Genomic DNA, 14,545 nt, shown 5'->3' with positions numbered 1-14,545 from the left:
GCCCGGCGGAACGCGCGCGGGCCCGCACCCCCGGCAGGGGTGCGGGCCCACGTACGTGCGGAAGGGTCAGCCGGCGAGGATCTCGCGCGCCAGCTTGGCCGTCTCGGTCGGCGTCTTGCCGACCTTGACGCCCGCGGCCTCCAGGGCCTCCTTCTTGGCCTGCGCCGTGCCGGAGGAGCCGGAGACGATGGCGCCGGCGTGGCCCATGGTCTTGCCCTCGGGCGCGGTGAAGCCCGCGACGTAGCCGACGACCGGCTTGGTCACGTTGGCCTTGATGAAGTCGGCCGCGCGCTCCTCGGCGTCACCGCCGATCTCACCGATCATGACGATCAGGTCGGTGTCGGGGTCGGCCTCGAACGCGGCGAGCGCGTCGATGTGCGTCGTGCCGATGACCGGGTCGCCACCGATGCCGACGGCGGACGAGAAGCCGATGTCACGGAGCTCGTACATCATCTGGTACGTCAGCGTGCCGGACTTCGACACCAAGCCGATACGGCCCGGCTTGGTGATGTCGCCCGGGATGATGCCGGCGTTGGACTGGCCCGGCGTGATCAGACCGGGGCAGTTCGGGCCGATGATGCGGGTCTTGTTGCCCTTGGCCTTCGCGTACGCCCAGAAGGCGGCGGAGTCGTGGACCGCGATGCCCTCGGTGATGACCACGGCGAGCGGGATCTCGGCGTCGATCGCCTCGACCACGGCGGCCTTGGCGAACGCCGGCGGCACGAAGAGGACGGACACGTTGGCGCCGGTCTTCTCCATCGCCTCGGCGACCGTGCCGAAGACCGGGATCTCGGTGCCGTCGATGTCGACGGACGTGCCGGCCTTGCGCGGGTTCACACCGCCGACGATGTTGGTGCCGTCAGCGAGCATGAGCTTGGTGTGCTTCATGCCCGTGGCGCCGGTCATGCCCTGGACGATGACCTTGCTGTCCTTGTTGAGGAAGATAGCCATGGTGGTGTCTGACCTCGTCCCTTACTTCGCAGCCGCGAGCTCGGCGGCCTTGTCGGCCGCGCCGTCCATGGTGTCCACGCGCTGCACGAGCGGGTGGTTCGCGTCCGACAGGATCTTGCGACCCAGCTCCGCGTTGTTGCCGTCGAGGCGCACGACCAGCGGCTTGGTGACCTCTTCGCCCTTGTCGGCGAGGAGCTTCAGCGCCTGGACGATGCCGTTGGCGACCTCGTCGCAGGCGGTGATGCCACCGAAGACGTTGACGAACACGGACTTGACGTCCGCGTCGCCGAGGATGATCTCCAGGCCGTTCGCCATCACCTGGGCGGACGCGCCGCCGCCGATGTCGAGGAAGTTGGCCGGCTTCACGCCGCCGTGGTTCTCACCGGCGTACGCGACGACGTCGAGGGTGCTCATGACGAGACCCGCGCCGTTGCCGATGATGCCGACCTCGCCGTCGAGCTTGACGTAGTTGAGGCCCTTGGCCTTGGCCGCCGCCTCGAGCGGGTTGGCCGCGTCCTTGTCCTCGAGCGCCTCGTGCTCCGGCTGGCGGAACTCGGCGTTGGCGTCCAGGGACACCTTGCCGTCGAGGGCCAGGATGTCGCCGGAGGCGACCTTGGCCAGCGGGTTGACCTCGACGAGGAGCGCGTCCTCGGCGACGAAGGTCTTCCACAGGGTCACCATGACCTCGGCGACCTGCTCGGCGACCTCGGCCGGGAACTTCGCCTGGGCGACGATCTCGCGGGCCTTCTCGATGGTCACACCGTCGTTGGAGTCGACCGGGACCTTCGCGAGGGCCTCGGGGGTCTTCTCCGCGACCTCCTCGATGTCCATGCCGCCCTGGACCGAGGCCATGGCCAGGAAGGTCCGGTTGGTGCGGTCGAGGAGGTACGAGACGTAGTACTCCTCGAGGATCTCGGGAGCGGTCTCGGCGATCATCACCTTGTGGACCGTGTGGCCCTTGATGTCCATGCCGAGGATGTCCGTCGCGCGGGCGACGGCCTCGTCCGGCGTCGCCGCCAGCTTCACGCCGCCGGCCTTGCCGCGGCCTCCGACCTTCACCTGCGCCTTGACGACGGACTTGCCGCCCAGCCGCTCGGTCGCCTCGCGGGCTGCCTCAGGCGTGTCGATCACTTCACCGGCCAGCACCGGTACACCGTGCTTGGCGAAGAGGTCCCTCGCCTGGTACTCGAACAGGTCCACGCGCGTCCGTCCCTTTTCAGTGGTCTCGCGGTTCGTTTTCTGCGTGGGCGTGCCGCGAAGGGCAACGTGACGGCGCTGTCACTGAGGGAGGCGTACACGGTGGCCGGGTACGCGGCATGTCCGTCTCGCAGGTTATCCCCGCCAGAGCGGCCGCCCTAAATCGCAGATCACACCGGAGCGGTGATACCTGTCACAGATCACCTGCTCACAGCGTGTCAGGTATCGGCAGAGCCCGCTTCTCGATCGCCGCCGCCATGATCGTCGGGAAGAGGTCGGGGGTGCAGGCGAAGGCGGGCGCTCCCAGGGCCGACAGGGCCGCCGCGTGCTCGTGGTCGTAGGCCGGGGCGCCCTCGTCGGAGAGGGCGAGCAGGGCCACGAACTGCACCCCGGACGCCTTCATCGCCGCCACCCGCTTCAGCATCTCGTCCCGGATCCCTCCCTCGTAAAGATCACTGATCAGTACGACGACGGTGTCGGCAGGACGGGTGATCTGCGACTGGCAGTAGGCGAGGGCGCGGTTGATGTCGGTGCCGCCGCCCAGCTGGGTGCCGAACAGCACGTCCACCGGGTCGTCGAGCTGGTCGGTGAGGTCGACGACGGCCGTGTCGAACACGACCAGCCGGGTGGAGATGGAGCGCATGGAGGCGAGGACGGCGCCGAAGACCGAGGCGTACACCACCGAGGCCGCCATCGAGCCGGACTGGTCGATGCAGAGCACCACGTCCTTCTTGACGGACTGGGCGGCCCGCCCGTACCCGACCAGCCGGTCCGGGACGACCGTGCCGTACTCCGGCAGGTAGTTCTTCAGGTTCGCCCGGATGGTGCGGTCCCAGTCGATGTCCCGGTGGCGCGGCCGGCTGATCCGGGCCGAACGGTCCAGGGCGCCCGTGAGCGTCGCCTTCGTCCGCGTGGCCAGCCGCTTCTCCAGGTCGTCGACGACCTTGCGGACGACCGCGCGGGCCGTCTCCCTGGTGGTCTCCGGCATCGCCTTGTTGAGCGAGAGGAGCGTGCCGACGAGGTGCACGTCCGCCTCGACGGCCTCCAGCATCTCCGGCTCCAGGAGCAGCGCGGAGAGCCCGAGCCGGTCGATGGCGTCGCGCTGCATCACCTGGACGACGGAGCTGGGGAAGTACGTACGGATGTCACCCAGCCAGCGGGCGACGCTCGGGGCCGAGGCGCCTAGCCCGGCACCCCGCTCCTTCGAGGATCCCCGGCCGCCGGAGCCGCCGTAGAGCGCGGACAGGGCGCCGTCCATCGCGGCGTCGCGCGCGGTGAGCGCGCAGCCCGTGCCGTCGGCGCCCTGCTCCCCGCCGAGCACCATCCGCCAGCGGCGCAGCCGCTCGCCGGCGACCGGGCCGAGCTGTTCCGTGCTCATTTCGCTACTCCTGCCGGGTGGTCGGATTCCAGGGGGCTGGATGCCAGGTGGTCGGACCGCTCCGGCGGGGCGCCGGAGCCGGGGGTGTTTCCGCCGAGGAGCAGCCGCAGCAGTGGCTCCACGGCGGCGGCGCGCTCCTCGTCGAGCCCGGCCCCGAAGCCGGGGACGCCCGCGTCGGCTGCGGCCGGGCCGGTCGTGCCGGGACCGCGCCGGACGAGCTCGCCGAGGGTGCGGCGCACACCCGGTTCGTACGCCGAGAAGGTGCGGCGCAGCAGCGGCAGTACGTCCGTGAAGGCGTCGGCGGGGACGCCGGTCAGCCAGGTGTCGACCAGGGCGAGGAGGCGCTCGTCGTGGACGAGGAGCATCCCGCCGCCCGACGCGCCCCCGACGAACCCCTCGATCCAGGCGGCCGCCTCGCCGGGCGGTGTCCCCACGGAGAGCGCCAAGCCCATGTGGCGCTCGGCCTCGGTGTCCTCCAGGCGTCCGTCGTCCAGGAGCAGGCGGACGGCGCGGCCCCGGATCTCCCCCGCCACCGTGTCCCGTCCGGCCAGCCTGGCCAGCACCGAAGCCCAGCGGTCCCGCAGGGTCACCGGACTCTCGGACGCCTCGGGGAGCAGGGCCATGGCCGTGTGGACGTCGTCGATGCGGCGGCGCATCTCGGTGGCGCCGTCCGCGTCCAGGCCCGTGCAGGCGGGCGGCAGGCCGACGCAGATCCGCTCGGCGAGCCCGGCCGCGACCTCCCCGAGCGCGGCTGTCTCGGTGCCCCGCACGTCTCCATACCGCAGCGTGCGGGCCAGGGCGGGCAGCGCCTGGGCGAGGTGGGCGACGTCCGTGTCGAGCGCGGCCCGGTCGGCGAGCGCGCGCATCACCACCGGGAGCGCGTCGGAGAGTTCGGCGAGCAGACACCGCTCGGCCAGCGCGGTGATCTCGCCCAGGACCGTCGCCCCGGCGGCCTCCGACTCGGCGCGCGCGGTGGCGGCGGCCAGGACCGTCGTGCCCCAGACCCCGGCCTCGGCCACCCGCACCGACAGCTCGGGCTCCCAGCGCAGCCGCCAGCTCTCCCGGAACGTGCCGGTGCTGCTCCGGGACGCCGTCCGCTCGCCCCAGCCGATGCCGAGGAGGCTCAGCCGGTGCAGCAGACGGCTGCGCGCGGCGTCGGTCTCCTTGCGCAGATCGAGCTCCAGCTCCCGCTCCAGCGCCTCCGGTTTGAGCCGCAGGGCGCGCTGGGCGCGGGTGAGGTCGCGCTGGAGCGGGACGGCCGGGGCGGCGTCCGGGACCTCGCCGAGCACATCGCCGACGACGAGGCGGTCCTGGACGAGGGCGAGCGGCACCTCGGAGCCCTCGCACATCACCGCCCGCACCGCGTCGGTCGTCTCGGTCAGGCCCGGCAGCGGGCGGCCGCGCATCGCGGCGAGCGTCCCGGCGAGCCGCACCGCCTCGATGACGTGGGCGGACGAGACCTGCCGGTCCTCCTCGCGCAACAGCCCGGCGACCTTGGTCATCCAGCGCTCCACGGGCCGGTCGGGGGCGCCGAACAAGTGCCCGTACCAGCCGGGCGAGTCGATGCCCGCCCCGTAGCCGCTGTGCCGGGCGAGGCGGCGGTGGGTCCAGGGCACCCAGGTCAGCTCGGCCTTCACCTTGGGGAGGCCCTTGAGCAGCGCGCGGTCGGCGGCGACCGTGGTCCGGGCGGCGAGCGCGGGCACGTGCCACGCGCCGCACACCACCGCGACCTCGTCCCCGAACTCGCGCCGGGCGGTGCGCAGTTGCTGGCGCATGTAGGCCTCGCGGATCAGGTCGCGCGCGTGGCCGCCGTCCCCGTACGTCTCGCGCAGCGCCGTCATGGCTTCGCCCAGGACGGTGAACGGGCCGTACGGATCGGATCCCGGCGTGCCGTCGCGGTGCTCCACGACGTCCTCCCACCAGGCTTCCGGGTCGTCGTATCCGGCGGTTTCGGCGAGCACGCCGATCGGGTCGACCCGCAGCGCGGGCTGCCGCTCCTCCGCCCCGCCCTCGCCGTCCCGGGCCGGCTGCCGCTCCTGTGGCCCGCCCCGTCCGTCGCGCTCGTCGTCCGTCCCGCCGAGCGGCTCCGTCTCCGGCGGCTCCTCCCCCGCCGCCGGCTCCTCCGCCAGGGAGTGGGCCGCCGGGAGGTCGATGAAGCGGACCTCCGCGCCCGCGTCCAGGGCCCAGCGCAGCGCCACCCACTCCGGCGAGAACTCGGCCATCGGCCAGAACGCGGCCCGGCGCGGATCGTCCACCACATGGGCGAGCAGCGCGACCGGGGGCCGCATGTCCGGGTCGGCGGCGAGCGCCAGCAGCCCGTCGGCCTCGGGCGGGCCCTCGATCAGCACAGCCCGGGGCCGCGCCGCCTCCAGCGCCGCCCGCACGGCCCGCGCCGACCCGGGCCCGTGGTGCCGCACACCGAGCAGCCAAGGGCCGCCGGGCGGGGCGGGCGCGGGGTCCATGGCGCCGGGCCCACCCACGTCCCGCCCGCCCACGTCCGGCACGCCCGCATCCGGCCCGCCCACGTCCGGCACGCGCGCATCCGGCCCGCCCACGTCCGGCACGCCCGCATGCGACGCGACCGCGTCCGGCGCGACCGCATCCGCCGTGGCCGGGGGCAGCGCGGTCATGCCGACACCTCTCGGCAGGCGCGGTAGAAGTCCTTCCAGCCGTCCCGCTCGCGCACCACCGTCTCCAGGTACTCCTGCCAGATGACGCGGTCCGCCGCCGGGTCGCGGACGACCGCGCCGAGGATGCCCGCCGCCACGTCGCCGGAGCGCAACACGCCGTCGCCGAAGTGCGCGGCGAGCGCCAGGCCGCCCGTCACCACCGAGATCGCCTCGGCCGTGGAGAGCGTCCCCGAAGGGGACTTGAGCTTGGTGCGGCCGTCGCCGGTGACCCCGTCCCGCAGCTCGCGGAAGACGGTGACGACCCGGCGGATCTCGTCCATGCCGTCGGGCGCGGCGGGCAGGTCGAGCGAGCGCCCGAGCTGGTCGACCCGGCGCGAGACGATGTCGACCTCCTCGTCGGCGGTCGCCGGGAGCGGCAGCACCACCGTGTTGAAGCGGCGGCGCAGCGCGCTCGACAGCTCGTTGACCCCCCGGTCGCGGTCGTTGGCCGTGGCGATGAGGTTGAAGCCGCGCACGGCCTGGGTCTCGTCGCCCAACTCCGGGATGGGCAGCGTCTTCTCCGACAGGATCGTGATCAGCGTGTCCTGCACGTCGGCGGGGATACGGGTCAGCTCCTCGACCCGGGCCGTCATCCCCTCGGCCATGGCCCGCATGACCGGGCTGGGCACCAGGGCGTCCCGGCTGGGGCCGTGCGCGAGCAGTTGCGCGTAGTTCCACCCGTACCGGATCGCCTCCTCCGGGGTGCCGGCCGTGCCCTGCACGAGCAGCGTGGAGTCGCCGCTGACGGCGGCGGCGAGGTGTTCGGACACCCAGGTCTTGGCGGTGCCGGGGACGCCGAGCAGCAGCAGCGCCCGGTCCGTGGCGAGGGTCGTGACGGCGACTTCGACGATGCGGCGCGGGCCCACGTACTTCGGCGTGATCACCGTGCCGTCGGGCAGGGTGCCGCCGAGCAGATACGTGGCGACGGCCCACGGCGAGAGCTGCCACCGGGCGGGCCTGGGCCGGTCGTCGGCGGCCGCCAGCGCCTTGAGTTCGTGCGCGAACGCGTGCTCGGCGTGCGGGCGCAGGGCCTCGGCGGTGGCCGCCTCGACACCGCTCGCGGCGCCTGCGGAATGGATTTCGGACACGGTCATGGATCCCCCTCCAGATCAGTCGACCCGATGTGACTCCACGGTGCACCACGCCACTGACAATCGGCCTCGGCGAGGGTGAACCCACAGGTCAGAGCGGTCTCCAGAGCCATTGTCAGTGGGGGCGTCTACCTTCGAAACCATGAATCAGCAGGGGGTGCGCTGGACTGCGGAACAGGTGCTGGCCCTGGCTCCTGACGCCGCGTCACGCAAGGCGGGAAGCAAGCTCGGCACGGCCGGGCCGTGGTCCGAGAGCGGCTGCGACAACTCAAGCGTGTGGGGCCTGTGCAAGGGCAGCGGCAGCAGGCCGTACCAGACGGTGGTCGACACGGGCGGGACGGGGACGGGCGGGACGGGCGCGGGCGGGCTCGGATACAAGTGCAGTTGCCCGAGCCGGAAGTTCCCGTGCAAGCACGCGCTGGGCTTGTTGTTGCTCTGGGCGGCGGACGAGCAGGCGGTACCGGCTGTCGCGGACGGGGAGGTGCCCGGCTGGGCCGGGCAGTGGCTGCGCAGCCGGCGGGAGCGGGCGGAGAAGAAGGGGGACGGGGCGGCGAGCCCGGCCGAGGCGCGGACCGCCGATCCGGAGGCGGCCCGGCGCCGCGCGGAGAAGCGCGCCGAGCGGGTCACGGCCGGGGCGAGCGAGCTGGAGCAGCGTCTGGAGGACCTGCTGCGGGTCGGCCTGGCGGCGGCCGAGCGGCCGGGGTACGGGCTGTGGGAGGAGACGGCCGCCCGCATGGTCGACGCGCAGGCGCCCGGACTGGCGGGCAGAGTAAGGGAGTTGGGGGCGATACCGGGCTCCGGTCCGGGCTGGCCGGTGCGGCTCCTGGAGGAGTGCGCGCTGCTGCATCTGCTCGACCGGGCCTGGCTGGGCCGCGAGACGCTGCCCGACGCGCTGGCCGCCACGGTCCGCTCGCGGGTCGGGGTGCCCGCGCCGCCGCAGGGGCCGCCGGTGCGGGACATCTGGCAGGTCCTGGCCCAGTACGACACGGCCGACGCCAAGCTGACCACGCGCCGGATCTGGTTGTACGGGCGGGAGTCGGGCCGTGCGGCGATGCTGCTCGACTTCGGCGCGGCGGGCCGGGCGCCCGAGCTCGCCCTGCCGGTCGGCCTCGCGATCGACGCCGAGCTCACGCCGTACCCGGGCGGCGGGCAGCTGCGGGCCGCGCTGGGCGAGCGGTTCGGGGCGCCGCTCCCGGCCGGGGGCCCGCCGCCCGGCGGCACGACGGGCGAGGCGCTGGAGCGGTACGGCCGGGCGCTGCGGGACGACCCGTGGCTGGACGCGTGGCCGGTGACGCTGAGCGGGGTCATACCGGTGCCGTCGGGCGAAGGAGGCGGCGGCGGACGGTGGCAACTCGCGGATCCCGAGAGGGACTTGGCGCTGCCTGTCGCTGCGGGCGCAACCGACCGGGCGGGTCTGTGGAAGCTGGTCGCGCTGTCGGGCGGCGGCCCGGTGACCGTGTTCGGCGAGTGCGGGCATCGGGGGTTCGCGCCGCTGGCGGGGTGGGCGGAGGGGGAGATGGTGTCGCTGCGGTGAGGGCTGCTGCCCTGACGGCTGCCGTCACCGCGTCGCGTAGGCACGTACACGTACAGGTACACGCTCACGTACAGGAGGTTGCACATATGCATGGAGGGGAGGCCACGGTGCCCGCTGCCGCGACCAGGACCGGGGGCCGGGCCAGGGACGGCGGTTCCTGGGAGGAGCTCGTCACCGCCGCGCTGCTCGGGACCGAGCGGCGGCCCGCTGCCGGGGAGCCCGCCGCGCTCCTCGACGAGGCCGCGCTGCACACCGTCCGCCGCCGGGCGGGGCTTCGGCCCGCGCCCGCGTCCGTACGGCCCGGGAGGGCGCCGGACGATGAGCGGCCGGAGCTGCCGAAGGCCGCGCGGCGACGGCTCGGACAGCTGCTCGCGGACCGTTCGGCGGCGGCGCACTCCGGGGGGCGGCGGGGAGCGGCGCCGGATCTGGCGGAGCTGCTGCCGCAGTGGCTGAGCGCGGCGGCCGAACGGGGCTTCCGGGCGCCGCCCGCGCTGCTGCCCGCGCTGCTGGACGCGGCCCGGGCGCGTACGGACCTGCGGCCGCAGGCGCTGGAGTTCGCCGGGCCGCGCGGGAGGTGGCTGGCCCGGCTGAACCCGGAGTGGCGGTTCGCGCTGCGCGGCGGGGCGGGCGGCGCGGTCCTGCCCGACCCCTCGGACGCCGAGGCGGTGCGGCGGCTGTGGGAGGAGGGGCTGTTCGCGGAGCGGGTGGCGCTGCTCGCGGCGGTACGGGCGTACGAGCCCGGAGCCGCGCGGGAGTTGCTCGCCACGACGTGGGCGGCCGAGCGGGCCGAGGACCGGCTGATGTTCCTCGACTCGCTGCGGACGGGGCTCGGCGGGGAGGACGAGCCGTTCCTGGAGCGGGCGCTCGCGGACCGCAGCCGGAACGTCCGGTCGACCGCCGCCGAGCTGTTGTCGGCGCTGCCCGCGTCCGCGCTGGCCGGGCGGATGGCGGCGCGGGCGGCGTCGTGCGTCGCACTCGACCGGTCGGGGGACGGGGGCGGCGGGCGGATAGCGGTGGAGGCGCCGCACGAGTGCGACGCGGGAATGCAGCACGACGGGGTGGCGCCGAAGCCGCCGACCGGGCGGGGTGAACGGTCCTGGTGGCTCGGCCAGTTGGTGGAGGCGGCGCCGCTGGGGGGCTGGGCGGGGCGGCTCGGGGGGCGTTCGGCGCGGGAGATCGTGGCGTTGCCGGTCGCCGACGACTGGGGGGACGAGCTGCACGCGGCGTGGTGCCGGGCGGCGGTGCGGCAGGGGAACGCGGAGTGGGCGCGTGCGCTTTTCGGCACCCCGTCCTCCCCGCCGGGAGGCAACGCGGGGACGGTGTCGCTGGCCGAGCGGGCCAAGCTGCTGTCGACGCTGCCGGAGGAGGAACGGGCGGAGTGGGTCGCGGCGTTCATAGCCGCGCACGGGTTGTCGGAGGCGTTCCAGCTGCTGGGGGTGTGTCTGGTGCCGTGGTCGGCGGGGCTGGGGCGGGCCGTGGTGGACGCGCTGGAGATCGCGCGGGACGCGGGGAGCTATCCGTGGAGCTTCAGCGGGGTGATGGGGCTGGCGGAGCGGTGCCTCGATCCTGCGGAGGCGGGGAGGCTGGAGGGGCTGACGGCTGTGCCGGCGGAGGAGGAAGGGGCGTCGCCGGGGGCGGGGGGTTATTGGGCGGAGGCGTTTCAGCGGCTGGTGGGGACGTTGCGGTTGCGGGGGGCGATGCGGGTGGAGTTGGGGGGTTGATTTCCCCCACCCCGCCCGTTCCCTTAACCCTCCGGGGGCGGGCGGGCGGCCGAGGCCAACCTCCCAGGGGCTGCGCCCCGGCCCCTGTTCGTCTGCGGGCTGCACGTGGCTGATCGCGCAGTTCCCCGCGCCCCTAAAAACACGGAACCGGCCACCTACTACAGAAGCGCAGGAAACCAGGCCCCCAGCCCAAACGGACCCGCACCCGACGGACGGGCAGATCTTTTAGGGGCGCGAGGAAGTGCGCGACCAGCCCAAACAAACCGGCACCCGCCGGACGGACGGCCGGACCCTTCAGGGGCGCGGGGCTGTGACACATGCGGCTCCGCCGCGCGGGCGCGACCAGCCCGAGCGGACCTGCACCCGACGAACCGTCAGGCCTTCAGGGGCGCGGGGCCGAGGCATATGCCGCTCCGTCGCGCGGGCGCGCCGCGCCGGGCCGCAGGCCAACAGCAGGCCCCCCTTACGCCCCCGCCGCCGCGCGAACGTTCGCGTTGACCCACTCCACGATCGACGTCGTCGTCGCCCCGGGCGTGAAGATCTCGGCCACGCCGAGGGACTTCAGCGGGGCGATGTCGGCCTCGGGGATGATGCCGCCGCCGAAGACCTTGATGTCCTCCGCGTCGCGGTCCTTCAGGAGTTCCAGGACCTTCGCGAACAGCGTGTTGTGGGCGCCGGAGAGGATGGAGAGGCCGATCGCGTCCGCGTCCTCCTGGATGGCCGTGTCCACGATCTGCTCCGGCGTCTGGTGCAGGCCGGTGTAGATGACCTCCATGCCCGCGTCGCGCAGCGCCCGTGCGATGACCTTGGCGCCCCGGTCGTGCCCGTCGAGCCCCGGCTTGGCCACCACCACGCGGATCGGACCGGTTACACCCATCACTGCCTCCACACGACCACACGAGGTGAACAAACTGAAGTGAACGAACTGAAGTGAACGAACTGAAGTGAACGAACGTTATCTACAGCATCCCGCAAGGCGCCGTTTCACGGTGGCCGGGGAGGGGGAAATCACACAGTGGGACATGTTCGTTTTGCGCCGCCGTACCCGATTGTCCGCCGCCCGCGCGCCGGACCAGCCAGGTCGGCCGCAAGAGGAGCCGCTCTGAAGGGCGCCGGACCACCGTGCCGTCAGCCGCACAGCACGGAGGTCCGGCCCACAGCGTTCTGGACGAGCGCGTTTTCGTGGGGCGCGGGGGCGCCCCCATGAGGGCACACGGGGGACGGAGCCGTCCTCCCGGCGTGCCGTTCGGGAGGTCGTCCGTGCAGGTGTTTCCGCTCCTTCCGCAGTGTCTGCGCCGCGCCTGGGTCTCCGCCGCGATGCTGCGCGCCACCGCACTCGACCTCGCCGTCCTGGCCGGCCATCTCGTCCTCTACCCCTCCGGCGTGGCGGCCGAGCGCAGAGACCCCGTCCCCGAGGACGCACCGCAGCTGCCGACCGCCGGGCGCGCCCGGCCGCCCGTCGTGCTGCTGCACGGCTTCATCGACAACCGCTCGGTCTTCGTCCTGCTGCGCCGTTCCCTGTCCCGGCACGGCTGGCGGCATCTTGAATCGCTCAACTACTCACCGCTGACCTGCGACATCCGCACCGCCGCCGAGCTGCTCGGCCGCCACGTCGAGGAGATCTGCGCGCGCACCGGGCACACCGAGGTGGACATCGTCGGGCACAGCCTCGGCGGTCTGATCGCCCGCTACTACGTCCAGCGCCTCGGCGGCGACACGCGCGTCCGTACGCTCGTCACCCTCGGCACCCCGCACGCGGGCACCCGCTCGGCGCAGCTCATCAGCGCGCACCCGATCGTCCGCCAGATGTGCCCCGGCTCCGACGTCGTCGAGGAGCTGCGCCGGCCCGCCCCCGGCTGCCGGACCCGGTTCGTGAGTTTCTGGAGCGACCTCGACACGCTGATGGTCCCGGTGGAGACGGCCCGTATCGACCACCCCGATCTGACCGTCCACAACATACGGGTATCAGGAATCGGGCATCTCGCCCTGCCGGTCCACCCGACCGTCGCGACCGGCATACGACAGGTGTTGACCGTGGAGACGGCAGGAGAGGGACAGAAGGGAGAAGCGGGAAGCTCGCGCGAGACCTTCTCCGTCGCCTGAGCCCCGCCGCCGACCCGCCGCCGACCCGCCGCCGACCCGCCGCCAAACCGACGCAACTCGACGCCAACCCGTCGACAGTCCGCGCCAACCCGCCGCCAACCCGCCCCCGCCGCCCACTTTCTCGAACATTCCTCGAACGCAAGACCAAGCCTCTGCCCGCAGTCCGCCGAAAGACGCTGATTGCCCGTTTCCTCTTCCAATAAAACCTGCGGAAGATTGTCGCTGTCGCGTACCGCCGGGTACAGTCGCGCCACTGCTTCCCCCACGGGAGCCCCTCCCCAGGGCCCCCGAACCCAGGTCCTGTTGCCGAGGCGAGAGAGAAGTTGGTGACTGACCAGCACGCCCACGCCGGGTACGCCGGATACGACGGCTATTCCACGGCGGACGCCACCGGCGCCCTCAACACCGACCCGCTCTTCGGTGCCCTGCCCGGCGGTTACGACTCGGGCCACACCGGTACGTACGACACGGGCCAGTGGGACACCTACGGCGCGCAGCAGTATCAGCACCAACACCAGCAGACTTCGTACGACACCACTGGGCAGTGGACCATCCCCGCCCAGTCGGCCGGGCCCGATGTCACCGGGCAGTGGGACGCGAGCGCCTGGAACCAGGCGCAGCAGACCGGGCAGTTCGAGACCACCGCGTTCGCGTACGGCGCCGCCTACGACACGACCGGGCAGTGGACCGTGCCCGGCGCGGGGTACGTGGCCGGTGCGTACGACGAGACGGGGACGTACAACACGGCCGCCTGGAACGTCGGCGTCGAGAGCATGGGCGCACACGGCGCCTCGGACGTGCACGCCGCCGTCGCCCAGCCCGGAGCCGGGCACGAGCAGGCGTACGAGCACGGTTACGAGCACGTCGAGGCGCCCGCCGAGAGCACCTCGCAGTTCCCCGCGCCCGCCGAGAGCACCTCCCAGTTCCCCGTGCTCGACCCCGAGTCCGACGGGACCGGCCACCACGACGGTCTCGAAACGCCGCTCCCCGAAGGGGAGTTGGACGACGAGTCCGGCGTCGAGCCGCTGGTCGCCGTCGCTCCCCTCACCCCCCGCCGCCCCGCCGGAGGCACCCGCAGCCGTCGGCGCAGTCCGGCCAAGCGGTCCGCCCTGCTCACCGTCGCGGTGCCGTCCGTGTGCGTGATGGGGGTCGCCGGCGTCGCGGCCGCGTCCGTCAGCGGGCTCGGTGGCGAGGGCAAGAGCGACGCCGCGGCGGTCACCGCCTCCGACCCGTCCTCGGTCAAGCCGGTCGCCGCCAACAGCAAGCTGGACACCCAGCTCGCCAACCTCAGCGCGGGCGCGGGCGACTTCGCCGACCGCGCCAGCCGTACGCAGGAACGTCTCGACCTCAAGGCCCGCCAGCAGGCGGAGAAGCAGCGCAAGGCCGAGGCGGCCGCGCGCAAGGAGGCCGCGCGTCCGAAGTTCCTGCTGCCGGTCAAGCAGCGTGGGCTGAGCGCGTACTTCGGCCAGGCGGGCGTCAACTGGATGTCGGTGCACACCGGCATCGACTTCCCGGTCTCGTACGGCACTCCGGTGATGTCCGCGACCGACGGCACCATCCGTACGCAGTGGAACAGCGCCTACGGCAACATGGCCATAGTGACGGCCGCCGACGGAACCGAGACCTGGTACTGCCACCTCTCCAGCACCAAGTTGCGGTCCGGCCCGGTCAAGGCCGGTGACGTCATCGCGTACTCGGGCAACTCCGGCAACTCCACCGGTCCGCACCTGCACTTCGAGGTGCGCCCCGGCGGCGGGTCGCCGATAGACCCACTGCCGTGGCTGCGCGGCCACGGGCTCGACCCCACCTAGGGCCTGTCGTCAAATTCCCGTCTGTCCTGCGACGCCTGGCACGCACTCTCGCCGCACCGGGCGAAAGCCCACGTACGTCCAGTACGAGGG

10 protein-coding genes are annotated in these 14,545 nt (G+C 73.3%); 4 read left to right on the top strand and 6 right to left on the bottom strand.

All coding sequences use genetic code 11. From position 1 onward, the window contains the following. Positions 1–66: 66 nt before the first annotated feature. The 5 genes from sucD to AB0G17_RS21090 form a co-directional block, all read right to left on the bottom strand. Positions 67–951 carry a succinate--CoA ligase subunit alpha gene (gene sucD, locus AB0G17_RS21110; RefSeq protein ID WP_361384729.1) on the bottom strand — a complete coding sequence of 295 codons (885 nt, stop codon included), beginning with the start codon at positions 949–951 and terminating at the stop codon, positions 67–69. A gap of 21 nt (positions 952–972) precedes the next feature. Next, complete coding sequence (sucC, locus tag AB0G17_RS21105; protein ID WP_361384726.1) at positions 973–2,151, bottom strand: ADP-forming succinate--CoA ligase subunit beta; 1,179 nt, start codon at positions 2,149–2,151, stop codon at positions 973–975. A gap of 205 nt (positions 2,152–2,356) precedes the next feature. Beyond that, positions 2,357–3,526, bottom strand: coding sequence for a VWA domain-containing protein (locus AB0G17_RS21100; protein WP_361384723.1), 1,170 nt, complete (start codon positions 3,524–3,526; stop codon positions 2,357–2,359). Beyond that, positions 3,523–5,988 carry a DUF5682 family protein gene (locus tag AB0G17_RS21095; protein ID WP_361385126.1) on the bottom strand — a complete coding sequence of 822 codons (2,466 nt, stop codon included), beginning with the start codon at positions 5,986–5,988 and terminating at the stop codon, positions 3,523–3,525. Before AB0G17_RS21095 ends, AB0G17_RS21100 begins: the two co-directional genes overlap by 4 nt. 164 nt (positions 5,989–6,152) lie before the next feature. Beyond that, on the bottom strand, positions 6,153–7,289 hold the full coding sequence (locus AB0G17_RS21090) for an AAA family ATPase (protein ID WP_361384721.1): 1,137 nt from the start codon (positions 7,287–7,289) through the stop codon (positions 6,153–6,155). 139 nt (positions 7,290–7,428) lie between these two features. Between AB0G17_RS21090 and AB0G17_RS21085 the strand changes: the two genes are divergently transcribed. Together AB0G17_RS21085 and AB0G17_RS21080 are read left to right on the top strand one after the other, a co-directional pair. After that, the gene (locus AB0G17_RS21085; protein ID WP_361384718.1) at positions 7,429–8,820 is read left to right on the top strand and encodes an SWIM zinc finger family protein; all 1,392 of its coding nucleotides are present in this window, start codon (positions 7,429–7,431) and stop codon (positions 8,818–8,820) included. Between the two features lie 107 nt (positions 8,821–8,927). Next, positions 8,928–10,541, top strand: coding sequence for a DUF5691 domain-containing protein (locus AB0G17_RS21080; RefSeq protein ID WP_361384715.1), 1,614 nt, complete (start codon positions 8,928–8,930; stop codon positions 10,539–10,541). A 463-nt stretch (positions 10,542–11,004) separates the two neighbouring features. Here the strand turns inward: AB0G17_RS21080 and AB0G17_RS21075 are convergent, their stop codons facing one another. Next, on the bottom strand, positions 11,005–11,418 hold the full coding sequence (locus AB0G17_RS21075) for a cobalamin B12-binding domain-containing protein (RefSeq protein ID WP_361384712.1): 414 nt from the start codon (positions 11,416–11,418) through the stop codon (positions 11,005–11,007). 362 nt (positions 11,419–11,780) lie between these two features. Between AB0G17_RS21075 and AB0G17_RS21070 the strand changes: the two genes are divergently transcribed. Beyond that, positions 11,781–12,644, top strand: a complete 864-nt coding sequence (locus AB0G17_RS21070) for an alpha/beta fold hydrolase (protein WP_361384709.1) — start codon at positions 11,781–11,783, stop codon at positions 12,642–12,644. 326 nt (positions 12,645–12,970) lie between these two features. Beyond that, complete coding sequence (locus AB0G17_RS21065) at positions 12,971–14,455, top strand: M23 family metallopeptidase (protein ID WP_361384706.1); 1,485 nt, start codon at positions 12,971–12,973, stop codon at positions 14,453–14,455. The last annotated feature ends 90 nt before the right edge of the window (positions 14,456–14,545 follow it).

Source organism: Streptomyces sp. NPDC023838, from assembly GCF_040639555.1.
Taxonomy (GTDB): Bacteria; Actinomycetota; Actinomycetes; order Streptomycetales; family Streptomycetaceae; genus Streptomyces.
This window is presented reverse-complemented; position numbering and strand designations above follow the sequence as displayed.